At 56.6% G+C, this 24,594-nt stretch carries 18 protein-coding genes and 1 riboswitch; of the genes, 11 read left to right on the top strand and 7 right to left on the bottom strand.

Going from position 1 to position 24,594, the window contains the following annotated elements; translation table 11 throughout:
- The 3 genes from CKK19_RS02005 (at position 1) to katG (ending at position 5,919) form a co-directional block, all read left to right on the top strand.
- Positions 1-2,433, top strand: coding sequence for a bifunctional aspartate kinase/homoserine dehydrogenase II (locus tag CKK19_RS02005; RefSeq protein ID WP_063853126.1), 2,433 nt, complete (start codon positions 1-3; stop codon positions 2,431-2,433).
- A gap of 270 nt (positions 2,434-2,703) precedes the next feature.
- A complete protein-coding gene (gene metF, locus CKK19_RS02000) occupies positions 2,704-3,594 on the top strand; it encodes a methylenetetrahydrofolate reductase (RefSeq protein ID WP_022649792.1) in 891 nt (296 codons plus the stop codon).
- A gap of 144 nt (positions 3,595-3,738) precedes the next feature.
- A complete protein-coding gene (gene katG / locus CKK19_RS01995) occupies positions 3,739-5,919 on the top strand; it encodes a catalase/peroxidase HPI (protein WP_023298895.1) in 2,181 nt (726 codons plus the stop codon).
- Positions 5,920-6,010: 91 nt separating this feature from the next.
- On the opposite strand, the gene gldA is transcribed toward katG, so the two are convergent.
- From gldA to argE, 5 genes are all read right to left on the bottom strand, one after another.
- Positions 6,011-7,114, bottom strand: a complete 1,104-nt coding sequence (gene gldA, locus CKK19_RS01990; RefSeq protein WP_023298894.1) for a bifunctional L-1,2-propanediol dehydrogenase/glycerol dehydrogenase — start codon at positions 7,112-7,114, stop codon at positions 6,011-6,013.
- Between the two features lie 12 nt (positions 7,115-7,126).
- Entirely contained in the window at positions 7,127-7,789 is a 663-nt protein-coding gene (gene fsa, locus CKK19_RS01985; protein WP_063853125.1) for a fructose-6-phosphate aldolase, read from the bottom strand.
- A 128-nt stretch (positions 7,790-7,917) separates the two neighbouring features.
- Positions 7,918-8,682 (bottom strand): helix-turn-helix transcriptional regulator, encoded by a 765-nt coding sequence (locus CKK19_RS01980; protein ID WP_023298892.1) that lies wholly within the window; start codon positions 8,680-8,682, stop codon positions 7,918-7,920.
- 102 nt (positions 8,683-8,784) lie between these two features.
- On the bottom strand, positions 8,785-11,436 hold the full coding sequence (gene ppc / locus CKK19_RS01975; protein ID WP_022649787.1) for a phosphoenolpyruvate carboxylase: 2,652 nt from the start codon (positions 11,434-11,436) through the stop codon (positions 8,785-8,787).
- Positions 11,437-11,742: 306 nt separating this feature from the next.
- Positions 11,743-12,894: an acetylornithine deacetylase gene (argE, locus tag CKK19_RS01970; protein WP_015569956.1), complete on the bottom strand. Its 1,152-nt coding sequence runs from the start codon at positions 12,892-12,894 to the stop codon at positions 11,743-11,745.
- Between the two features lie 88 nt (positions 12,895-12,982).
- Here argE and argC point away from each other — a divergent pair, with 88 nt between their 5' ends.
- The 4 genes from argC to oxyR all read left to right on the top strand — a co-directional run bounded on the left by argC (position 12,983) and on the right by oxyR (position 17,472).
- Positions 12,983-13,987, top strand: coding sequence for an N-acetyl-gamma-glutamyl-phosphate reductase (gene argC / locus CKK19_RS01965; protein WP_045623064.1), 1,005 nt, complete (start codon positions 12,983-12,985; stop codon positions 13,985-13,987).
- Positions 13,988-13,993: 6 nt separating this feature from the next.
- Positions 13,994-14,770 (top strand): acetylglutamate kinase, encoded by a 777-nt coding sequence (gene argB / locus CKK19_RS01960; protein ID WP_094948456.1) that lies wholly within the window; start codon positions 13,994-13,996, stop codon positions 14,768-14,770.
- Positions 14,771-14,875: 105 nt separating this feature from the next.
- Positions 14,876-16,249 (top strand): argininosuccinate lyase, encoded by a 1,374-nt coding sequence (gene argH / locus CKK19_RS01955; RefSeq protein WP_058646043.1) that lies wholly within the window; start codon positions 14,876-14,878, stop codon positions 16,247-16,249.
- Between the two features lie 305 nt (positions 16,250-16,554).
- The gene (gene oxyR / locus CKK19_RS01950; RefSeq protein ID WP_022649783.1) at positions 16,555-17,472 is read left to right on the top strand and encodes a DNA-binding transcriptional regulator OxyR; all 918 of its coding nucleotides are present in this window, start codon (positions 16,555-16,557) and stop codon (positions 17,470-17,472) included.
- Here the strand turns inward: oxyR and sthA are convergent.
- On the bottom strand, positions 17,455-18,855 hold the full coding sequence (gene sthA, locus CKK19_RS01945; protein ID WP_063853123.1) for a Si-specific NAD(P)(+) transhydrogenase: 1,401 nt from the start codon (positions 18,853-18,855) through the stop codon (positions 17,455-17,457). The two genes, oxyR and sthA, sit on opposite strands and share 18 nt — an antisense overlap.
- Before the next feature lie 196 nt (positions 18,856-19,051).
- On the opposite strand from sthA, the gene fabR reads away from it, so the two are divergent.
- Positions 19,052-19,690, top strand: a complete 639-nt coding sequence (gene fabR / locus CKK19_RS01940) for an HTH-type transcriptional repressor FabR (RefSeq protein ID WP_003862059.1) — start codon at positions 19,052-19,054, stop codon at positions 19,688-19,690.
- 9 nt (positions 19,691-19,699) lie between these two features.
- Positions 19,700-20,059 (top strand): YijD family membrane protein, encoded by a 360-nt coding sequence (locus CKK19_RS01935; RefSeq protein WP_063853122.1) that lies wholly within the window; start codon positions 19,700-19,702, stop codon positions 20,057-20,059.
- Positions 20,060-20,149: 90 nt separating this feature from the next.
- Here the strand turns inward: CKK19_RS01935 and trmA are convergent, their stop codons facing one another.
- A complete protein-coding gene (trmA, locus tag CKK19_RS01930) occupies positions 20,150-21,250 on the bottom strand; it encodes a tRNA (uridine(54)-C5)-methyltransferase TrmA (RefSeq protein ID WP_023298887.1) in 1,101 nt (366 codons plus the stop codon).
- 104 nt (positions 21,251-21,354) lie between these two features.
- A riboswitch (cobalamin riboswitch) is annotated at positions 21,355-21,531 on the top strand.
- 65 nt (positions 21,532-21,596) lie between these two features.
- Between trmA and btuB the strand changes: the two genes are divergently transcribed.
- Positions 21,597-23,444, top strand: coding sequence for a TonB-dependent vitamin B12 receptor BtuB (gene btuB / locus CKK19_RS01925; RefSeq protein ID WP_023330102.1), 1,848 nt, complete (start codon positions 21,597-21,599; stop codon positions 23,442-23,444).
- Entirely contained in the window at positions 23,389-24,240 is an 852-nt protein-coding gene (murI, locus tag CKK19_RS01920; RefSeq protein ID WP_063853121.1) for a glutamate racemase, read from the top strand. The genes btuB and murI overlap by 56 nt, the downstream gene beginning before the upstream one ends.
- Positions 24,241-24,594: the final 354 nt, after the last annotated feature.

The raw sequence follows: 24,594 nt of genomic DNA, 5'->3' as shown, positions 1-24,594 counted from the left end.
ATGAGTGTGATAGCGCAGGCAGGGGCGAAGGGTCGTCAGCTGCACAAGTTTGGTGGTAGTAGTCTTGCTGATGTGAAATGTTATCTGCGTGTCGCAGGGATCATGACCGAGTATTCACAGCCGGGGGACATGATGGTTGTCTCTGCGGCGGGCAGCACCACCAACCAGCTGATTAGCTGGCTGAAACTGAGCCAGACCGATCGCCTCTCTGCGCATCAGGTGCAACAGTCCTTACGTCGTTACCAGAGTGAACTGATTGCCGGTTTGCTGCCTGCAGACGTGGCGGACGGACTGATAAGCGCCTTTACTCACGACCTTGAGCGTCTGGCAGCTCTGCTGGACAGCGGCGTTACCGATGCGGTGTATGCGGAAGTGGTTGGCCATGGTGAAGTGTGGTCTGCGCGCCTGATGGCCGCCGTGCTGCAACATCTTGGCGTGGAAGCCGCCTGGCTCGACGCGCGTGATTTCCTGCGTGCCGAACGCGCCGCACAGCCGCAGGTGGACGAAGGGTTGTCCTACCCGCTGCTGCAACAGCTGCTGGTGCAACATCCGGGTAAACGTATTGTGGTGACCGGCTTTATCAGTCGCAGCAACGCAGGTGAAACCGTACTGCTGGGCCGTAACGGCTCTGACTACTCGGCAACGCAGATTGGCGCCCTGGCGGGCGTGTCCCGCGTCACCATCTGGAGCGACGTGGCCGGTGTCTACAGCGCGGACCCGCGCAAAGTAAAAGATGCCTGCCTGCTGCCGCTGCTGCGTCTCGACGAAGCGAGCGAGCTGGCGCGTCTGGCGGCACCAGTGCTGCACGCGCGCACGCTACAGCCGGTTTCCGGCAGCGACATCGACCTGCAACTACGCTGTAGCTACACGCCGGATCAGGGTTCCACTCGCATCGAGCGCGTGCTGGCATCCGGTACGGGCGCGCGCATTGTCACCAGCCACGATGACATCTGCCTGATTGAGTTCCAGGTACCTGCGGGCCAGGATTTCAAACTGGCGCACAAAGATATCGACACCATCCTGAAACGTGCCCAGGTGCGTCCGCTGGCCGTTGGCGTGCATAACGATCGCCAGCTGTTACAGTTCTGCTATACCGCTGAAGTGGTGGACAGCGCCCTGAAGATTCTGGATGAAGCGGGACTGCCGGGCGAGCTTCGCCTGCGTCAGGGACTGGCGCTGGTGGCAATGGTGGGCGCGGGCGTCACCCGTAACCCGCTGCACTGCCACCGCTTCTGGCAGCAGCTGAAAGGGCAGCCGGTGGAGTTCACCTGGCAGTCGGAAGAAGGCATCAGCCTGGTTGCCGTTCTGCGCAAGGGGCCAACCGAAAGCCTGATTCAGGGCCTGCACACCTCCCTGTTCCGTGCGGAAAAACGCATCGGCCTGGTACTGTTCGGGAAAGGGAACATCGGTTCCCGCTGGCTGGAGCTGTTCGCCCGCGAGCAGGTGACGCTTTCGGCGCGTACCGGATTTGAGTTTATTCTGGCAGGCGTGGTGGACAGCCGCCGCAGCCTGTTGAACTACGAAGGGCTGGACGCCAGTCGGGCGCTGGCCTTCTTTAACGATGAAGCGGTTGAGCAGGACGAAGAGTCGCTGTTCCTGTGGATGCGCGCGCACCCGTACGACGATCTGGTGGTGCTGGACGTTACCGCCAGCGAGCAACTGGCCGATCAGTATCTGGATTTCGCCAGCCACGGGTTCCACGTCATCAGCGCCAACAAGCTGGCAGGCGCGAGCAGCACTGACAAATATCGCCAGATCCACGACGCGTTCGAAAAAACGGGTCGTCACTGGCTGTATAACGCCACCGTTGGCGCAGGTCTGCCGGTTAACCATACCGTGCGCGATCTGATTGATAGCGGCGACAGCATTCTGGCGCTGAGCGGGATCTTCTCCGGCACGCTCTCCTGGCTGTTCCTGCAATTTGACGGTACCGTGCCGTTCACCGACCTGGTGGATCAGGCGTGGCAGCAGGGCTTAACCGAGCCGGATCCGCGCGTTGACCTTGCCGGTAAAGACGTGATGCGCAAGCTGGTGATCCTGGCGCGTGAAGCGGGCTACGACATTGAGCCGGGTCAGGTTCGCGTTGAGTCTCTGGTGCCTGCGGGCTGCGAGGAAGGATCTGTCGATCACTTCTTTGAGAACGGCGACGAGCTGAACGAGCAGATGGTGCAACGTCTGGAAGCGGCAAACGAGATGGGCCTGGTGCTGCGTTACGTGGCGCGCTTCGAGGCGAACGGTAAAGCGCGTGTGGGCGTGGAGGCGGTACGTCCTGAACATCCGCTGGCGGCGCTGCTGCCGTGCGATAACGTCTTCGCCATCGAAAGCCGCTGGTACCGCGATAACCCGCTGGTGATCCGTGGCCCGGGTGCGGGGCGCGATGTGACCGCCGGAGCCATTCAGTCCGACATTAATCGCCTGGCTAAGCTACTGTAACCCCTCACCCTAACCCTCTCCCCTTAGGGGAGAGGGGACTGCTCGGTGCGGTCTTTCCCCCCTCGCCCCTTTGGGGAGAGGGCTGGGGTGAGGGGCCTTCTCACCCCCCATCATGAACGCCCTTCATCTTCCCTGAACAAACCTCACCGTTAATGTTGATTATTTCTGTTGACGTCATCCCGCTTTTCCGTCATTTTTACATCTGGACGTCTAAACGTATAGAAGTTCACAACACAACAAACAATGACACGCGAAAGATAGAGGTAAGGTATGAGCTTTTTTCACGCCAACCAGCGGGAAGCCCTGAATCAGAGCCTGGCCGAAGTAAACGGCCAGATTAACGTCTCTTTTGAATTTTTCCCGCCGCGCACCAGTGAAATGGAGCAAACCCTGTGGAGCTCTATCGATCGCCTGAGCAGCCTGAAGCCGAAGTTCGTCTCCGTGACCTACGGCGCCAACTCCGGTGAGCGTGACCGCACGCACAGCATCATTAAGGGCATTAAAGACCGAACCGGTCTGGAAGCGGCACCGCACCTCACCTGTATCGACGCCACCCCTGATGAACTGCGCGCGATTGCTCAGGACTACTGGAACAACGGCATTCGTCATATCGTTGCCCTGCGCGGCGACCTGCCGCCGGGGAGCGGTAAGCCGGACATGTACGCCACCGATCTGGTTGCCCTGCTGAAAGACGTTGCTGACTTTGATATTTCCGTTGCCGCTTACCCGGAAGTTCACCCGGAAGCGAAAAGCGCCCAGGCGGATCTGCTTAACCTGAAGCGTAAGGTGGACGCAGGTGCCAATCGCGCCATTACTCAGTTCTTCTTTGATGTGGAAAGCTATTTACGCTTTCGCGACCGCTGCGTCTCGGCGGGTATTGATGTCGAAATCATCCCTGGCATTCTGCCGGTCTCGAACTTCAAACAGGCGAAGAAATTCGCGGATATGACCAACGTGCGCATTCCGCTGTGGATGTCCAAAATGTACGAAGGTTTGGACGATGACCCGGAAACACGCAAGCTGGTGGGGGCCAATATCGCGATGGATATGGTGAAGATTTTAAGCCGTGAAGGGGTGAAGGATTTCCACTTCTATACGCTTAACCGCGCGGAGATGAGTTACGCCATTTGCCATACGCTGGGTGTCCGCCCGGCGTTATAAAGTAAAAAACCCTCATAAAGTGAGGGTTTTTTACTCGAACAGAAAGTTAAAAGGTATTAGCTATCGAATCTGTGGATTAATTCAACTATCTCTTATCGCTAGTGGTGTATATCGTAACGGTAACACTGTAAAGGGAGCATAGCGATGAGCATGTCAGACGAGACCAATAACGCGGCATCCGCCGGCAAATGTCCGTTCCACCAGGGCGGCGTCGATCACAGCGCGGGTGCAGGTACCGGCAGCAAAGAGTGGTGGCCTAAACAACTCCGCATCGATTTACTTAATCAACACTCCAGCCGTTCAAACCCTCTGGGTGAAGACTTCGACTACCGTAAAGAATTCAGTAAGCTCGACTATTCCGCCCTTAAGGGCGATCTCAAAGCACTGTTAACCGACTCACAACCGTGGTGGCCTGCCGACTGGGGCAGCTATGCGGGCCTGTTTATCCGTATGGCCTGGCACGGTGCGGGTACCTATCGCTCCGTTGATGGTCGCGGCGGTGCCGGTCGCGGTCAGCAGCGTTTTGCGCCGCTGAACTCCTGGCCTGACAACGTCAGCCTGGATAAGGCTCGCCGTCTGCTGTGGCCAATTAAGCAAAAATACGGACAAAAAATCTCCTGGGCCGACCTGTTTATCCTCGCGGGTAACGTGGCGCTGGAGAACTCCGGCTTCCGCACCTTTGGTTTCGGTGCCGGGCGTGAAGACGTCTGGGAACCGGATCTGGACGTGAACTGGGGCGATGAAAAAGCCTGGCTGACTCACCGTGACCCGGAAGCGCTGGCGAAGCGCCCGCTGGCCGCCACAGAAATGGGCCTGATTTACGTTAACCCGGAAGGGCCAAACGCCAGTGGTGAACCGCTGTCTGCGGCGGCGGCGATCCGCGCTACCTTTGGCAACATGGGCATGAATGACGAAGAGACCGTTGCGCTTATTGCAGGCGGCCATACGCTCGGTAAAACGCACGGTGCAGGCGAAGCCACGCACGTGGGCACTGACCCTGAAGCGTCGCCTATTGAAGCGCAGGGCCTGGGCTGGGCCAGCACGCACGGCACCGGTATTGGCGCTGACGCCATCACCTCCGGGCTGGAAGTTATCTGGTCTCAAACCCCAACCCAGTGGAGCAACTATTTCTTCGAGAACCTGTTCAAATACGAATGGGTGCAGACGCGTAGCCCGGCGGGCGCAATTCAGTTTGAAGCCGTGGATGCGCCGGAAATTATGCCTGACCCGTTCGACCCGTCGAAAAAACGCAAGCCAACCATGCTGGTCACCGACCTGACGCTGCGTTTTGATCCGGAATTCGAGAAAATTTCCCGTCGTTTCCTGAACGATCCGCAGGCCTTCAACGAAGCCTTTGCGCGCGCGTGGTTCAAGCTGACCCACCGCGATATGGGGCCAAAAGCGCGGTACATCGGCCCGGAAGTACCGAAAGAAGATCTGATTTGGCAGGATCCGCTGCCTCAGCCGGTGTTCCATCCGACGCAGGAAGATATTGAAAGCCTGAAAGCGGAAATCGCGGCCTCGGGTCTCTCCGTGAGCGAGCTGGTTTCCGTGGCCTGGGCGTCGGCATCGACCTTCCGCGGCGGCGACAAGCGTGGCGGCGCTAACGGCGCGCGTCTGGCGCTGGCACCTCAGCGCGACTGGGACGTTAACGCCGCGGCGGTGCGGGCATTACCGGCTCTGGAAGCGATCCAGCGCACCACCAACAAAGCGTCACTGGCCGATATCATTGTGCTGGCGGGTGTCGTGGGCGTTGAGCAGGCGGCGAAAGCGGCAGGCGTTTACGTCAACGTACCGTTCACTCCAGGTCGTGTGGATGCGCGTCAGGATCAGACGGATATCGAGATGTTTAACCTGCTCGAACCGATTGCCGACGGTTTCCGTAACTATCGCGCACAGGTGGATGTGTCCACCACGGAGTCGCTGCTGATCGACAAAGCCCAGCAGTTGACCCTGACCGCGCCGGAACTGACGGTGTTGATCGGCGGTTTGCGCGTGCTGGGTGCAAACTTCGATGGCAGCAAGAATGGCGTGTTTACTAACCGCGAGGGCGTGCTGAGCAACGACTTCTTCGTCAATCTGCTGGATATGAACACCCAGTGGAAAGCGACCGACGACTCAAACGAGCTGTTTGCCGGTAGCGATCGCGCCAGCGGGGAAGTGAAATATACCGCCACCCGCGCCGATCTGGTCTTCGGTTCCAACGCTGTCCTCCGCGCGCTGGCCGAAGTTTACGCCAGCAGCGATGCACAAGAGAAGTTCGTCCGCGACTTCGTTGCCGCATGGGCGCGAGTGATGGATTTGGATCGGTTTGACGTGAAGTAACCCTTGTGCCGGGTGGCGGCTACGCCTTACCCGGCCTACAAATTAAAGTGCCATGTAGGCCGGGTAAGCGCAGCGCCACCCGGCTTTTCTATTACTCCCACTCCTGCAAGAATCGCTGTCCATACTGGTCCGCCACCAGCAGCGCCGCATAGACCTGATCCGGCGTTACGCCGCCAGGCATGTTGTGAATGGTTTCCCCTTCGGCACAGGACGCCTCCGCGATCAGCCGCATTTTAGCCGGAATATCCTCTTTGATATTCAGCTGCGCCAGCGTAATTGGCAGCCCGACGCTATGGCACAGCGCCGCAACGGTTTCGATTTCTTCTACCGGCGCGTTCTCCAGTACCAGTTGCGTCAGCGTACCAAATGCCACTTTTTCACCGTGGTAGAAATGGTGCGCATCCGGCACCGCCGTCATGCCATTGTGAATGGCGTGTGCCGCCGCCAGCCCGCCACTTTCAAAGCCCACGCCGCTCAGATAGGTGTTGGCTTCAATAATGCGTTCCAGAGCAGGCGTCACCACGTGTTGTTCCGCCGCCAGCATCGCTTTCTCGCCCTCTTCAACCAGCGTGTTGTAGCACAGCTCAGCCAGCGCTAACGCTGCCTGCGTGCACTTGCCACCCGCCATGGTCGTGGCGCCGCTACGCGAACAGGCGCGCGCTTCAAACCAGGTTGCCAGGGCATCGCCAATCCCGGCGGCCAGCAGGCGCGCAGGTGCGCCCGCCACCACCCTGGTATCGACAATCACCATGTTCGGGTTGTGCGGCAGCATCAGGTAGCGATCGAACTCGCCGCTGTCGGTATAAATCACGGAAAGGGCACTGCACGGCGCATCGGTGGAGGCAATGGTCGGGGCAATAGCCACCGGCACGTCCATAAAGTGCGCCAGCGCTTTGGCGGTATCCAGCGTTTTTCCGCCCCCGATACCCAGCACCGCCAGGCAGTCGGTACTGTCGGCCAGTTTTTTCAGGCGATCGATTTCATTTTGCGAACATTCGCCGCCAAACGGTGCAATTTCGGCATGGAGTCCGGCTTTTTTAAAACTCTGACGCAGGGTTTCTTCGGCAAAACCCAGCACAAATTTATCGCCTACCACCAGCCAGCGAGCCGCCAGCGGCTTCAGGTAGTCGCCGAGACGAGTGAGAACATCAGCGCCCTGGATGTACTTCCCCGGCGATTGAATGATACGGTCCATAACATATCTCCCTTAGAGGTTGAGGTTACCAAACGCGTTTTTCCAGTCCTGCTCGAACTTCTCTATGGCTGACTCTACCGCTGGCGTGCCGAGCATTTGTTGCGCTACGTCTAAGGGAAGCGTAATTGCCTCACATCCTGCCAACAGGCAATCCAGCGCCTGGCGCGGCGTTTTAAAGCTGGCAGCCAGCACCATGCTCTCTGGCGCATGCTGTTCCAGCAGGGATTGCAGTTCCTGTACCGTGCGAATGCCGTCACCGCCCTGCGCATCGACGCGGTTTACATACGGTGCGACATATTTCGCTCCTGCCAGCGCGGCCAGTAACCCCTGAGCGGCGCTGTAAACGGCGGTTCCCAGCGTGGTAATTCCCTCTTTCTTCAGCGCTTTAATCGCGATGAGCCCCTGTGCAGTGACGGGAATTTTTACCACGATGTCCGGCAGGGCATTGTTCAGCCGTTTTGCTTCCGCCACCATTCCTTCGGCGTCGCGGCTCATGGTTTGGGCAAACAGCCTGCCCTCCGGGCCGATAGCATGCTGCAGGCGCGGCAACATCTCCCAGACAGATTCGCCGCTGGCGGCTACGATGCTTGGGTTGGTGGTCACGCCCGCAATGGGAAAAATGCGCGCCAGGCGTTCAACTTCTGCCACGTTGGCGGTATCCAGGTACAGTTCCATTATTTTTCCTTAAGTCAGAAAGGTTGAATAAAGGATACGGCGCACCCAGTCGCGGCGAATACAGGTCAATTTTGCCAAATACTGGATAAATGTAATGTCCCTGGCGAAGTGAGAGAGCGATCACAATGCTACTTTTTGGCGATCAGCTGGCTGTGATACTGGCGTCGATATTCGGAAGGGGAACGTTCAGTGTGCTTGCGAAAGAGACGGCAAAAGTAGTTACTGTCCGTAAATCCGCAGCTTGCAGCGATATCTTTGATTTTAAACTCGTAGCCTTTAAGAAGCTGACGCGCGTGCTCGAGGCGTGTTTGCGTAAGATATTCGTTGAACCCCACGCTGCCTGTTTTTTGAAAAAGATGAGAAAGGTAGTTCGGTGAAATATAAAACGCCTGCGCCACCGATTCACGGGTCAGTGCAGAGGCGTGATGTTCTTCGATGTAGTGACGAATCGCTTCAAATAATGCACGGCTGCGGCTGGCGGTATGGATATCGCTGCCCAGCAGATCGCGACAGTGGCTGAGCAAACTTAATACCACCAGTCTGGCCGTTTCCCGATCGTCTGGCTGCATTTGCAATTCAGCGAGCGTCTGCAAAAGGAATGCGCCCACTCGCGGCCCGCGTCTGGCAACCTGTTGCTGTTGCAAAAGCGTGTTGTCGCGCTCGAGCTGAAGAGTCAGTTGTTGCTTGCCGAAGCTGATGTTGAGCGAAAAGGCGGGTTGAAGCGGAATATTACCGGATGAAAAAAATAACGCTTCGCAGGCCGTATCAAAGCTAAGCACGAGGCAAGGTGACGTTCGGGGGAGCGGTTTAGCCGAAGGGGGGAAATGCACCTGACGCAGCGGCAAGGTGCCGTTGATCAGGTCATTCAGGATGTGGGGGATATCGTGGTGCATGGTGTGGATACCAGGGTATTGCCCGGCGACGCTGGCGCTTGCCGGGCCTACGAAAAGCCTATTGTAGGCCGGGTAAGCGTAAGCGCCACCCGGCAAAACCGATCAACCGGTGTTACGCATCCCCGCCGCAACGCCTGCAATCGTCACCATTAACGCCTGTTCGACGCGTGGATCCGGCTCTTTACCTTCCTCTTCCGCCAGACGCGAACGGTGCAGCAGTTCAGCCTGTAAAACGTTCAGCGGGTCGGTGTAGATGTTACGCAGTTGGATAGACTCGGCGATCCACGGCAGGTCTTCCATCAGGTGGGAGTCATTAGCGATATCCAGCACCACTTTGATGTCGCCTTCCAGCAGCTCGCGTAGCTCTTTACCCAGCGCCCACAGCTCGGGTTTCACCAGACGCTGATCGTAGTATTCCGCCAGCCACAGGTCGGCTTTCGAGAAGACCATCTCCAGCATGCCCAGACGGGTAGAGAAGAATGGCCAGTCGCGGCACATGGTTTCCAGTTCGCTCTGCTTACCGTCTTCCACCACTTTTTGCAGCGCCGCACCGGCACCCAGCCAGGCTGGCAGCATCAGACGGTTTTGCGTCCAGGCAAAGATCCACGGAATGGCGCGCAGGGATTCAACGCCGCCAGTAGGACGACGCTTGGCCGGGCGCGAGCCGAGCGGCAGTTTACCCAGCTCCTGCTCAGGCGTGGCTGAGCGGAAGTAAGGCACAAAGTCTTTGTTTTCACGCACGTAGCCGCGATACAGATCGCAGGAGATGTCAGACAGCTCGTCCATAATCCGGCACCAGGATTCTTTTGGCTCCGGCGGCGGCAGCAGGTTGGCTTCCAGGATCGCACTGGTATAGAGCGACAGGCTGCTGATGGTCACTTCCGGCAGGCCGTACTTGAAGCGGATCATCTCGCCCTGCTCGGTCACGCGCAGTCCGCCTTTCAGGCTTCCTGGTGGTTGGGAGAGCAGCGCCGCGTGTGCAGGCGCACCGCCACGACCAATTGAACCGCCGCGTCCGTGGAACAGGGTCAGTTCAATACCGGCTTTTTCGCAGGTTTTAATTAGCGCATCCTGCGCCTGATACTGCGCCCAGGAGGCTGCCATCACGCCCGCATCTTTCGCGGAGTCGGAATAGCCAATCATCACCATCTGCTTGCCCTGAATAAAGCCGCGATACCAGTCGATGTTCAGCAACTGGGTCATCACGTCGTTGGCGTTGTTCAGGTCGTCGAGAGTCTCAAACAGCGGTGCTACCGGCAGTGCGTAGTCGATGCCCGCTTCTTTCAGCAGAAGGTGAACGCCCAGCACGTCGGACGGGGTCTTCGCCATGGAGATCACATAGGCGGCCACCGATCCTTTCGGCGCATCCACGATCGCTTTACAGGTGTTGAGCACTTCGCGGGTGTCATTGCTTGGCTCCCAATTGCGCGGCAGCAGCGGGCGCTTGGAGTTCAGCTCGCGGATCAGGAACGCCTGTTTGTCGGCTTCGGACCAGCTTTCATAGTCGCCAATGCCGAGATAGCGGGTCAGCTCGCCCAGCGCTTCGGTATGACGGGTGCTTTCCTGACGGACGTCGATACGCACCAGCGGCACGCCGAAACACTTCACGCGGCGCAGGGTGTCGAGCAGCTCGCCATTGGCAATGATGCCCATCCCGCAGGCCTGAAGCGATTTATAACAGGCGTACAGAGGTTCCCAGAGCTGTTCGTTCTGGCTCAGCAGACCTTCCGGCTTCGGCAGGCGCTGGCCTTTCAGGCGCGCTTCCAGCCAGGCCTGCGTGGCCATCAGCTGACCGCGCAGTTTTTTCATCAGGAAACGGTACGGCTCACTGGCACCTTCTTCACCGGCCAGCGCGCGCAGTTCCGGCGTCGCTTCTACCATCGACAGCTCGGAGATCAGCACCTGAATATCTTTCAGGAACAGGTCGGTTGCTTTCCAGCGGCTCAACAACAGGACGTGACGGGTGATTTCCGCCGTCACGTTCGGGTTGCCGTCGCGGTCGCCGCCCATCCAGGAAGTGAAGCGAACCGGCACAAAGTCGACCGGCAGGCGATAGCCCAGATTTTCTTCCAGCTGTTCGTTAAGCTCGCGCAGGTAGTTTGGCACCCCTTCCCACAGGCTGTTTTCCACCACCGCAAAGCCCCATTTTGCTTCGTCGACCGGGCTTGGGCGATGCTTACGAATTTCATCGGTGTGCCAGGACTGAGCAATCAGCTGGCGCAGGCGGCGCATAAGCTGGTTACGTTCGTAGTCGGCAATGTCTTTGTTATCCAACTGTTTCAGACAGTTGTTCACTTCCACCATTTTGTGGATCAGCGTACGACGTGTGATTTCGGTTGGGTGTGCGGTCAGCACCAGCTCCAGCGAAAGGGATTCCACCGCTTTTTTGATGGTCGCTTCGTTGAGGTTGGGCTGATCTTTGAGTTTACGAAGGGTGCGGGCAATGACTTCCGGGTTGCTGGCCGCTTCGCCTTTTGGCGAAATGCTGTGGTATTGCTCAGCGGTGTTTGCCAGGTTCAGAAACTGGCTGAAGGCGCGGGCAACGGGCAGTAGCTCATCATTAGAGAGGTTCTGCAAGGTGGTGAGCAGCTCCTGACGATTGGCCTCGTTACCGGCGCGGGAAGATTTGGACAGCTTGCGGATGGTTTCAACACGGTCGAGGATGTTCTCCCCCAACGCATCTTTGATGGTATCTCCAAGCACTTTGCCGAGCATACTGACATTACTACGCAACGCGGAATATTGTTCGTTCATAAAAACCCAGTCACCCCATCATTTTTGTTTATGCCCAGGCGAAAATTTTCTGGACATTATTTTGTCATCTCCCTTTATAAAGCCACGTAAAACCCCCGTCGTCAATTGCTGCGAAAACGGTTCAGCAGATGAATAAATGCGGGCAATTTACGAAATTTAATTCGTATTGCGTCAGATAAGAGATGCTTATGGGAATGTGACGAAAATCGCGGGATTTACTCCCCTCACCCTAACCCTCTCCCCAAAGGGGAGAGGGAACTTGAACACCCTCTCGCCTTTGGGGAGAGGGCAGGGTGAGGGGCCGTTTTAATGCCAGCAGAAGTGATGCACAACCTGGGTAATGAGTTCGCGGGTGGGCTTGATGAAGCGGGTTTCGAGATATTCGTCCGGCTGGTGGGCCTGGTTGATGGAGCCAGGGCCCAGAACCAGCGTCGGGCACAGGGTCTGAATAAACGGCGCTTCGGTGCAGTAGTTCACCACGTCGGTTTTCTCTCCGAGCAGTTTTTCCACCACCTGAACCAGCTGGTGGTCAGGCGGGCATTCGTAGCCTGGAATCGGCGGATGCAGTTCGGAGACCGTCAGACGTCCCGGCCAGCGCTCGCTGACCGGGGCCAGCGCTTCGTTCAGTAAGCCATCCAGATCGCTCAGCGTCATACCCGGCAGAGGACGGATATCCATATGCAGTTCGCAGCAGGCGCAGATACGGTTGGACGCATCACCGCCGTGCAGGCTGCCGAGGTTCAGCGTCGGATACGGCACGGTGAACGCCTCGTAGTGATAGCGCTCTTTCAGATCGTCGCGCAGGGTCATGATGCGGCCAATCGCGTCATGCATCAGCTCAATGGCGTTCACGCCGCGCGCCGGATCGCTGGAGTGACCAGACTGGCCCAGCACGCGCACTGCGGTAGAAATATGGCCTTTGTGCGCCCGAATCGGTTGCAGAGAGGTAGGTTCACCGATGATCGCGCAGTCCGGGCGAATCGATGTGTTTTCAGAGAAATACCGTGCGCCCGCCATGCTGGTCTCTTCATCGGCGGTCGCCAGAATGTAGAGCGGCTTTTTCAGCGTTGTCACGTCCACGTCACGCAGCGCGTCGAGGATAAAAGCAAAGAAGCCTTTCATGTCCGCCGTGCCGAGACCGTAGAGCTTGTTGTCGTGCTCTGTCAGGGTGAACGGATCGCGGGTCCAGCGGCCATCGTCAAACGGCACGGTGTCAGTGTGACCAGCCAGCAGCAGGCCGCCAGCGCCATGTCCGGTGCTGGCGAGCAGGTTAAATTTGTGACGTGTTCCGGGGACGGGCTGAACCTCAACGTTAAACCCAAGATCGCTAAACCAACCCGCCAGCAGATTGATTAAAGACTCATTGCTCTGATCCAGCGCTTCTTCCGTTGCGCTGATGGACGGTGTGGCAATCAGGGCGCGGTAAATCTCGATAAATGGCGGTAAGTTCATTTTCATTGTTGACACACCTTAGGTCGTGATAGTATCAATATTCATGCAATAAATGTGAATAAAAATACATTAACGTTGAGCATAAAGGAACCCGATGTTGAATACGCTGATTGTAGGCGCTAGCGGTTATGCGGGCGCAGAGCTTGTAAGCTACGTGAATCGCCACCCACATATGACCATAACCGCTTTGACCGTGTCAGCGCAAAGCAATGATGCCGGAAAGTTAATTTCCGATTTGCATCCACAACTTAAGGGCGTGGTTGATTTGCCTTTGCAGGCCATGTCTGACATCAGCGAGTTTACCGACGGCGTTGACGTGGTGTTTTTAGCCACCGCACACGAGGTCAGTCACGACCTGGCGCCGCAGTTTCTGGCAGCCGGTTGCGTGGTCTTCGATCTCTCCGGCGCGTTTCGCGTTAACGACAGCGCGTTCTACGAAAAATATTACGGCTTCACCCATCAGCACCCGGATCTGCTCGAAAAAGCGGTGTACGGCCTGGCGGAGTGGAGCGCAGATAAACTGAAAGAAGCGAATCTGATTGCCGTGCCTGGCTGTTACCCGACGGCGGCGCAGCTCTCCCTTAAGCCGCTGATCGACGCGGGTCTGCTGGATCTTGACCAGTGGCCGGTGATCAACGCCACCAGCGGCGTGAGCGGCGCCGGGCGCAAGGCCGCGATCTCCAACAGTTTCTGCGAAGTGAGCCTTCAGCCGTATGGCGTGTTTAATCACCGTCATCACCCTGAAATCACCACCCATCTGGGCGCGGAGGTGATCTTCACCCCGCACCTCGGTAGCTTCCCGCGCGGGATCCTCGAAACCATTACCTGCCGCCTGAAGCCGGGTGTGACCAAAGAACAGGTGAGCGAAGTCTTCACGCAGGCGTATGCGGATAAACCACTGGTGCGTCTGTATGACAAAGGCGTACCAGCGCTAAAAAACGTGGTCGGCCTGCCGTTCTGCGACATCGGCTTTGCCGTGCAGGGCGAGCACCTGATTGTGGTCGCCGCAGAAGATAACTTACTCAAAGGCGCTGCCGCACAGGCAATGCAGTGTGCAAATATTCGTTTCGGCTTCCCTGAAACGCAGGCTCTTATTTAAGGTGTGATGATGAACCCATTAATTATCAAACTCGGTGGTGTACTGCTGGACAGCGAAGAAGCGCTGGAGCGCCTGTTTACCGCGCTGGTGAACTATCGTGAATCACATCAACGTCCGCTGGTGATTGTCCACGGCGGCGGCTGTGTGGTGGACGAGCTGATGAAAGGGCTCAACCTGCCGGTGATTAAGAAAAATGGCCTGCGCGTCACGCCTGCCGACCAGATTGACATTATTACTGGTGCGCTGGCGGGGACGGCGAACAAAACGCTGCTGGCGTGGGCGAAGAAGCACCACATCGCGTCCGTTGGTCTCTGTCTGGGCGATGGCGATAGCGTGAAAGTGACCCAGCTCGACGAAGCGCTTGGCCATGTTGGACTGGCGCAGCCAGGTTCGCCTAAGCTGATTAACACCCTGCTGGAAGGTGGTTTTCTGCCGGTGGTGAGCTCAATCGGCGTGACCGAAGAGGGCGAGCTGATGAACGTCAATGCGGACCAGGCGGCAACCGCGCTGGCGGCCACGCTGGGCGCAGACCTGATCCTGCTCTCCGACGTGAGCGGTATTCTGGACGGCAAAGGCCAGCGTATAGCGGAAATGACCGCCGCAAAAGCCGAACAGCTGATCGATCAGGGCATTATCACCGACGGCATGATCGTTAAGGTGAACGCGGCGCTGGATGCCGCGCGCACGCTGGGTCGTCCGGTGGATATCGCCTCCTGGCGTCACGCGGAGCAACTCCCGGCGCTGTTTAACGGTACGCCGATTGGTACGCGTATTCTGGCTTAAGATTCTGTGCCGGATGGCGCTTCGCTTATCCGGCCTACGTGAATTTTGTAGGCCCGGTAAGCGCAGCGCAACCGGGCAAAAATATCATCATTAAGGAAATTCGTTATGGCACTTTGGGGTGGGCGTTTTACACAGGCAGCGGATCAGCGGTTCAAACAGTTCAACGACTCTTTGCGCTTCGACTACCGCCTGGCCGAACAGGATATTGTCGGCTCTGTGGCCTGGTCCAAAGCGCTGGTGACCGTTGGCGTGCTGACCGCAGACGAACAGCAGCAGCTGGAAGAGGCGCTGAACAACCTGCTGGAAGAGGTGCGTCTGGATCCGCAGCAAATCCTCCAGAGCGATGCCGAAGATATTCACAGTTGGGTGGAAGGCAAACTGATCGACAAAGTCGGCCAGCTGGGTAAAAAGCTCCATACCGGGCGTAGCCGTAATGACCAGGTGGCGACCGACCTGAAGCTGTGGTGTAAAGAGACCGTCGGCGAACTGCTGGCGGCGAATCGTCAGCTGCAGAGCGCGCTGGTGGACACTGCGCAGAACAATCAGGATGCGGTGATGCCGGGTTATACCCACCTGCAACGCGCACAGCCGGTGACCTTTGCGCACTGGTGTCTGGCCTACGTTGAGATGCTGGCGCGTGATGAGAGCCGTTTACAGGATACCTTAACGCGTCTGGACGTTAGCCCGTTGGGCAGCGGCGCGCTGGCCGGTACGGCTTATGAAATCGACCGTGAGCAGCTGGCAGGCTGGCTGGGCTTTGCTTCCGCCACCCGCAACAGCCTGGACAGCGTCTCTGACCGTGACCACGTGCTGGAGCTGCTGTCGAATGCCTCTATCGGGATGGTGCACCTGTCGCGCTTTGCCGAAGACCTGATCTTCTTTAACTCTGGCGAAGCCGGGTTTGTGGAGCTGTCCGACCGTGTGACGTCCGGCTCCTCCCTGATGCCGCAAAAGAAAAACCCGGATGCGCTGGAGCTGATCCGCGGCAAATGTGGCCGCGTGCAGGGCGCGCTGACCGGCATGATGATGACCCTGAAAGGGCTGCCGCTGGCATACAACAAAGATATGCAGGAAGACAAAGAGGGGCTGTTCGACGCGCTCGACACCTGGCTGGACTGTCTGCATATGGGCGCGCTGGTGCTGGACGGCATTCAGGTGAAACGTCCTCGCTGCCAGGAAGCGGCGCAGCAGGGGTATGCTAACTCTACCGAGCTGGCAGACTACCTGGTGGCGAAAGGCGTACCGTTCCGCGAGGCGCACCATATTGTGGGTGAAGCGGTAGTGGAAGCGATTCGTCAGGGTAAAGCCCTTGAAGAGCTGGCGCTTGCCGACCTGCAAAAATTCAGTGCGGTTATTGGGGAGGATGTCTACCCGATTCTGGCCCTGCAATCCTGCCTGGATAAGCGTGCAGCGAAAGGTGGAGTCTCGCCGAAGCAGGTAGCGCAGGCGATTACGGACGCGAAAAACCGGTTGGTTTGATTTGTGCGGGCTGGTGCCCTCACCCCGGCCCTCTTCCACAGGGAGAGGGAGAAAAACGGAGCTTGGCTTAGTGCCGGGCTTTTTTATACGCAAAAAAAAGCGGACCACGGGGTCCGCAAAAGTTCACGTTGGCTTTAGTTTTTCGAGTTTTGAGAGAAACTCGCTGACGGTGCGGGGTCGTTTTGGGTCAAACACGTGCCGCCTCGTCTATGTGATGTATTATTCAACAGAATGCTTGATAGGGATAATCGTTCGTTGCTATGCTATCTATCGCCATGAACTATCGTGGCGACGGAGGATGAATAATGAATATTCGTGATCTTGAATACCTGGTAGCGTTAGCTGAGCATCGCCATTTTCGCCGCGCGGCAGACTCCTGCCACGTCAGCCAGCCAACGCTGAGCGGTCAGATCCGCAAGCTGGAAGATGAGCTGGGCGTGATGCTGCTGGAGCGCACCAGTCGTAAGGTACTGTTCACGCAGGCAGGTCTGCTGCTGGTGGATCAGGCGCGCACCGTACTGCGCGAGGTCAAAGTGCTCAAGGAAATGGCAAGCCAGCAGGGGGAGGCGATGTCCGGCCCGCTGCATATTGGCCTGATCCCAACCGTTGGCCCGTATCTGTTGCCGCAAATCATTCCGCTGCTGCACCAGACGTTCCCGAAACTCGAAATGTACCTGCATGAAGCGCAAACCCATCAGCTGCTGGCGCAGTTAGACAGCGGCAAGCTCGACTGCGCGATCCTGGCGCTGGTCAAAGAGAGTGAAGCCTTTATTGAAGTACCGCTGTTCGATGAGCCGATGATGCTGGCGATCTATGAAGATCACCCGTGGGCGAACCGCGATCGCGTGCCGATGGCCGATCTGGCCGGAGAAAAGCTGCTGATGCTGGAAGACGGCCACTGTCTGCGCGATCAGGCGATGGGCTTCTGCTTCGAAGCGGGTGCAGATGAAGATACCCATTTCCGCGCAACCAGCCTGGAAACGCTGCGTAACATGGTCGCGGCGGGAAGTGGCATTACGCTGCTGCCTGCGCTGGCCGTGCCGCGCGAGCGTAAGCGTGATGGCGTGGTCTATCTGCCGTGTATTAAGCCAGAGCCGCGTCGCACGATCGGCCTGGTTTATCGTCCGGGTTCACCGCTGCGCAGCCGCTATGAGCAGCTGGCAGAGGCCATCCGTGGTGCAATGGATGGCCATTTCGACAACGCGTTAAAACAGGCGGTTTAAGCCGTTCAGCGCAGCTACCCGATAGGCTTCCGCCATGGTCGGGTAGTTAAAGGTGGTGTTAATGAAGTACTCGATGGTGTTGCCACCACCTTTTTGCTCCATGATCGCCTGGCCGATATGAATGATTTCCGCGGCACGTTCACCAAAGCAGTGAATACCGAGGATCTCTTTCGTCTCGCGATGGAACAGGATCTTCAGCGTACCCACGCTCATCCCCACAATTTGTGCGCGCGCCAGGTGTTTAAACTGGGCACGACCCACCTCGTAAGGCACCTTCATGGCCGTCAACTGCTGCTCGGTTTTGCCGACAGAACTGATTTCCGGGATGGTGTAGATGCCCGTCGGGATGTCCTCGATCAGATGCGCCGTCGCTTCACCTTTCACCAACGCCTGTGCGGCGATGCGGCCCTGATCGTAAGCAGCGGAGGCCAGACTTGGGTAACCAATAACGTCGCCGACCGCGTAAACGTGCGGCAGCGCAGTCTGGTACATGCTGTTGACCTTGAGCTGACCGCGGCTGTCGGTTTCAAGCCCGATATTCTCCAGCTGTAATGAATCCGTGTTGCCGGTACGGCCGTTGGCATACAGCAGGCAGTCCGCCTTCAGCTTCTTACCAGATTTCAGGTGCATGATCACACCGTCGTCGCAGCCTTCGATTTTCTCGTACTCTTCGTTGTGGCGAATCACCACGCCACTGTTCCAGAAGTGGTAGGAGAGGGAATCTGACATCTCCTGATCGAGGAATGCCAGCAGCCGGTCGCGGGTGTTGATCAAATCAACTTTGACCTCCATTCCCCGGAAAATCGACGCATATTCACAGCCAATCACGCCCGCGCCATAGATGATCACATGGCGTGGCTCGTGGTGCAGGCTGAGGATGGAGTCGCTGTCGTAAATGCGTGGATGAGAGAAGTCCACGTCTGCCGGATGATATGGGCGCGATCCGCAGGCAATCACAAATTTTTCAGCGGTGAGCGTCTCAACCGAACCGTCGTGGCACTCCAGCGCCAGGGTGTGTTCATCCACAAAATGCGCGTTACCCTGCAGAATTTCACAGTGGTTGCGCTCATAGAAACCCTGACGCATGCGCGTCTGCTGGTTAATGACCGTGTCTGCGTGATTCAGGATATCGGCAAAAGAAGAACGAAGAAGTCGGGAGTGGTCGCTGTAAAGAGGGTTCTGGTTAAATTCGATAATGCGGCTAACGGCGTGGCGGAGGGCTTTCGAAGGGATGGTGCCCCAGTGGGTGCAACCGCCGCCGACATTATGGTAGCGCTCAATAACCGCTACTCTGGCTCCCTGTTTTACCAGACCCATAGCAGCACCTTCGCCGCCGGGGCCGGAACCAATAACTATTGCGTCGTAATCGTAGGAATGTGGCATGGCAAGGCTTACCTGTTCTTATACATAAAAGCAACAGAATCATAACATCATTGCCTGGGTAACCCAATTATCGTTGTGCTTTTTTCGGGCAGTGGAGCACAAACCGCGCGTAAACAATCATTCACAAAGCCAGGTAAACAGATTAATTTTATTCTCTGGTATAGTGCCAACGGGCCTTTGGAAGGATTCAACTATCGTGATGGGCGTAAGAGCACAACAAAAAGAGAAAACCCGGCGTTCGCTGGTGGAAGCCGCATTCAGTCAACTGAGTGCTGAGCGGAGTTTTGCCAGTTTAAGCCTGCGCGAAGTGGCGCGCGAGGCCGGGATTGCGCCAACGTCCTTCTATCGTCATTTCCGTGATGTGGATGAACTGGGCCTGACCATGGTCGACGAGAGCGGTTTGATGCTGCGCCAGCTTATGCGTCAGGCGCGTCAGCGTATTGCCAAAGGCGGCAGCGTGATCCGCACCTCCGTGTCGACATTTATGGAATTTATCGGCAATAACCCTAACGCGTTTCGCCTTTTGCTGCGCGAGCGCTCTGGCACGTCGGCGGCGTTTCGTGCCGCCGTCGCGCGTGAAATTCAGCATTTCATCGCGGAACTTGCCGACTATCTTGAACTCGAAAACCATATGCCGCGTGCGTTTACGGAAGCACAGGCCGAGGCGATGGTGACCATTGTTTTCAGTGCGGGTGCCGAAGCGCTGGATGTCAGCATTGAACAACGTAAGCAACTCGAAGAGCGACTGGTATTGCAGCTGCGGATGATTTCTAAAGGTGCGTACTACTGGTATCGCCGTGAACAAGAGAAGTTGGCACATCAAAACGATGAGTGAAGGTGAGTAATGAAACAGTCAGGTCAGGATAAAGGAACGCTGTTGCTGGCATTGATCGCTGGCTTATCCATTAACGGTACGTTTGCGGCGGTTTTCAGCTCAATTGTACCGTTCTCGATTTTCCCGATTATCGCGCTGGTGCTGACGGTGTATTGCCTGCATCAACGTTATCTGAACCGCACCATGCCGGTTGGGTTACCGGGGCTGGCCGCAGCCTGTTTTATTCAGGGTGTACTGTTGTACAGCACCGTGGTGCGTGCAGAGTATCCGGATATCGGTTCTAACTTCCTGCCTGCGGTGCTGTCTGTGGCGCTGGTGTTCTGGATTGGCTCGCGCATGCGTAGCCGCAAGAGCCAGTTACCAGAGTAAAGGGTTTTGTCATTGTAGGCCGGATAAGCGAAGCGCCATCCGGCTTTTTTGGCAGGTGGCGCTTCGCTTACCTGCCCTACAAGGCCCACATTACTTCGCCGTGAGCAGTACGCCGCACTCCATATGGTGCGTATATGGGAACTGATCGAACAGCGCCAGACGTTCAACCTTGTGCGTCTGGCTTAATGTTTCCAGATTCTTGCACAGCGTCTCCGGGTTACAGGAGATGTACAAAATACGCGGGTACGCCTGCACCATCTTCTCGGTTTCGCTGTCCAGGCCACTGCGCGGCGGATCGACAAAAATTGTCTCACACTGGTAGCTCTTCAAATCAATCCCTTGCAGGCGGTTAAACTCACGTACGCCGTTCATCGCCTGGGTAAACTCTTCTGCCGCCATACGAATGATCTGCACATTATCAATATGGTTAGCGGCGATGTTGTACTGCGCGGCGGCCACCGACGGTTTGGCGATTTCCGTCGCCAGCACGCGCTCGAAGTTACGCGCCAGCGCCAGCGAGAAGTTGCCGTTACCGCAGTAGAGCTCCAGCAGATCCCCCGTCGACCCTTCCGTCGCATTCAGCGCCCACTCCAGCATCTGCACGTTCATTGCCGCATTCGGCTGGGTGAAGCTGTTCTCCACCTGACGGTAAACCATCTCTTTTCCTGCCACCGGCAAACGCTCGTCGATGTAATCCTGGTCCAGCATGATTTTGGTTTTGGTCGCGCGGCCAATCAGGTGCACGTTGATGTTCTGCGCGCGCAGCGCATCGCGCAGGGCTTCTGCCTGCTCGCGCCACTCGTCGGTCAGCGCTTTGTGATAGAGCAGAGAGACAATGGCCTGATTGCTTTGGGTGGTCAGGTAGTCAATCTGGAACAGCTTGTTGCGCAGCACCGGATTAGTGCGCACACCGTCGATCATCAGCGTCATTAGCTGGTTGATAAGCTCACTCGCCGCCGGGAAACTGTCTACGCGAATCCGGGATTTCGTCTGCTGATCGAAAATGATGTGGTACAGGTCATCGCCATCGTGCCAGATGCGAAACTCAGCGCGCATACGGTAGTGGCTGACCGGAGAACGAAACACCTCGGGAACGGGCGCGTTGAAAGGCGTCATCATACTTTGCAGGCGGACAACTTTTTCTGCCAGCTGTGCGTCGTACTGTTCTGTCGGGAGGTGTTCGGGGGTCATGATGCGTCCTGAGTGATAAAGAATTACGCGGGGATTGTAGGGATTGTGCAGTGGATGTCCAGATTTAATGGCTAATAGCTATCTGGACATCTATACGTGTCTAATTGTAGCATTCTGTTTCCGGTCTCCTGAGAGTGAAAAGGGAATCCAGTGCAAATCTGGAGCTGACGCGCAGCGGTAAAGACTGGCGGGATGAGAGTTGTAGACACTGTGAAAACGGGAAGTCTTCATCCGTATAACGCCACCCAGCCCGAAGACCTGCCGGGATCACGTCGCATTTGGTTTCATCATCGCGTGCTATCGATGAGGCCTGCGGCATCCTTCTTATATTGTGGATGCTTTAACAATGATTAAAAAAGTATCGCTGTTGACGGCGTTTTCCGTCACGGCATTTTCGGGCTGGGCGCAGGAAAGCGCCGACTCGTTGGTGGTGACAGCAAACCGTTTCGAACAACCTGAAAAATCTGTCCTGGCTGCGACTTCTGTCGTGACGCGGGCCGATATCGACCGCTGGCAATCCACCACTGTTCTGGATGTCATGCGTCGCCTGCCTGGCGTAGATACGGCACAAAATGGCGGGATGGGGCAGCTCTCTTCTCTCTTTATACGCGGTACGAACTCCAGCCATGTCCTGATTCTCGTCGATGGGATCCGCCTTAACCAGGCGGGCGTCACGGGGTCGTCCGATCTCAGCCAGTTTCCGATCTCCCTGGTGCAGCGCATCGAATATCTTCGTGGACCGCGTTCGGCGGTGTACGGCTCGGATGCGATCGGTGGTGTAGTCAACATTATCACTACGCGTGCGAAGGATGGCACAACGCTGAATGCTGGCGTTGGGACACACGGCTTCCAGAATTATGGTGGCAGCACCCAGCAAACATTGGGTGAAAGTACGCGCGTTACGCTGGCGGGGGATTACACCTACACAAAAGGCTTTGACGTCGTTGCTGACGGTAATAACGGCGGCCTTGCCCAGACCGATCGCGACGGCTTTATGAATAAAACGCTCTACGGCGCACTGGAGCATGCTTTCTCTGAGCAATGGAGTGGTTTCGTTCGCGGCTATGGTTACAGCAACCGTACCGCCTATGACGGCTATTACAGTTCATTTACCCCTGATGTGCTGGTTGATACCCGCCAACTCTATAGCCAGACCTGGGATGCCGGATTGCGGTTTAACCGGGATGTTTTCCATTCACAGTTGCTCTCCAGCTACAGTCACAGCAAAGACTACAATTACGATCCGCACCTTGGACGCTATGACTCCACAGCAACCCTGGATGAAATCAAACAGTACAATGTTCAGTGGACCAACTCAGTTGACGTGGGACATGGCAACATCGGCGCGGGCGTTGACTGGCAGAAACAGAGCACCGAGCCGGGTACCAACTACGTAACCAACGCCTATGACCTGCGTAACACTGGCGTCTACCTGACTGGGTTGCAGCAGTTTGGAGATTTCACTCTGGAGGCGGCGGCCCGCAGCGATGACAACTCTCAGTTTGGTCGCCATGGTACCTGGCAAAGTAGCGCAGCCTGGGAGTTCGTTGACGGTTACCGCTTCATAGCCTCTTATGGCACGGCCTATAAAGCGCCGAATCTGGGTCAGCTCTATGGCTTCTACGGCAATACCCATCTTGATCCTGAAGAGAGCAAGCAGTGGGAAGGGGCGTTTGAAGGCCTGACGGCAGGCGTAAGCTGGCGCGTATCCGGCTATCGTAATGACGTTGATAATCTCATCGACTTCAACAATAACCTGCAGCAATATTACAACGTCGGCAAAGCACGCATTAAAGGTGTAGAAGCGACAGCGTCGTTTGATACGGGTCCGTTGACGCATACTGTGGGCTACGACTATGTGGATGCCCGCAATGCGGCAACCAATCAACTTCTGGACCGTCGTGCTAAACAGCAGGTGAAATATCAGCTTGATACGCAGATCTATGATGTTGACTGGAGCCTGACGTATCACTATCTCGGCACGCGCTACGACACCGACTTTGGAACCTATCCGTCAGAGAAAGTTAAAATGGGCGGCGTCAGCCTGTGGGACGTCGCGGTTTCATATCCTGTCACCTCACATCTCACAGTTCGTGGTAAAATAGCCAACCTGTTCGATAAAGATTACGAGACAGTTTATGGCTACCAAACTGCAGGACGGGAATACACCTTGTCTGGCAGCTACACCTTCTGATCCGCGTCCCACCGTGCTGGTGTTTGATTCCGGCGTCGGTGGGCTTTCGGTCTATGATGAGATTCGGCAGCTCCTGCCGGATCTCCATTACATCTACGCCTTCGATAACGTCGCGTTCCCGTATGGGGAAAAGAGTGAAGACTTTATCGTTGAGCGTGTGATTGAAATCGTCACTGCGGTACAAAAGCGCTATCCCCTGGCGCTGGCGGTTATTGCCTGTAATACGGCAAGCACGGTCTCTCTTCCTGCCCTGCGCGAAAAATTCCCGTTCCCGGTTGTGGGCGTTGTCCCGGCAATCAAACCTGCGGCGCGTCTGACGGCGAACGGTATCGTGGGGTTGCTGGCGACACGCGGTACGGTAAAACGTCCTTATACGCGTGAGCTTATTGAGCGCTTTGCCAATGAATGCCAGATCGCCATGCTCGGCTCCGCGGAGCTGGTGGAAATGGCGGAAGCGAAACTGCACGGCGAGACGGTATCGCTTGAAGAGCTGCGTCGCATTCTGCGTCCATGGCTGCGGATGCAGGAACCACCGGATACGGTTGTTCTCGGCTGCACCCATTTCCCGCTATTACAGGAAGAGCTGTTAAAGGTTTTGCCTGAAGGGACCCGGCTGGTGGATTCCGGTGCTGCGATTGCGCGTCGGACCGGCTGGCTACTGGAGCACGAGGCGCCGGATGCGAAATCAGCGGATGCGAACATCGCTTTCTGTATGGCGATAACAAAAGAAACCGAACAACTTTTGCCCGTTTTACGTCGTTATGGCTTCGAAACGCTCGAAAAACTGGCGCTGTAGCACGGTTTTGAGCAAAAAAGAGACGGTTGAACGTTTTTTTTCAAAGAGGGGTTGTCAACGTCTGAGAACTCCCTATAATGCGCCTCCACTGACACGGAACAACGGCTTACAAGCCGCCGGGACAGCGGGGTTCAGAGATGAACGCCAACAGAGAAAAGTGAAAATAATTGCTTGACTCTGAATGAGGAAAACGTAATATACGGGACCTCGCAACGATGAGCTGAAAGCCGCGTTGCAACTGCTCTTTAACAATTTATCAGACAATCTGTGTGGGCACTCAAAGTGACATGGATTCTTAACGTCCTCGGACGAAAAATGAATACCAAGTCTCAACGAGTGAACATACGTAATTCA

The organism is Enterobacter sp. CCUG 70166 (assembly GCF_020224095.1).
Lineage (GTDB): Bacteria > Pseudomonadota > Gammaproteobacteria > Enterobacterales > Enterobacteriaceae > Enterobacter > Enterobacter intestinihominis.
The sequence above is the reverse complement of the archived record's forward strand: the minus strand, read 5'-3'. Positions and strand labels throughout refer to the sequence as shown.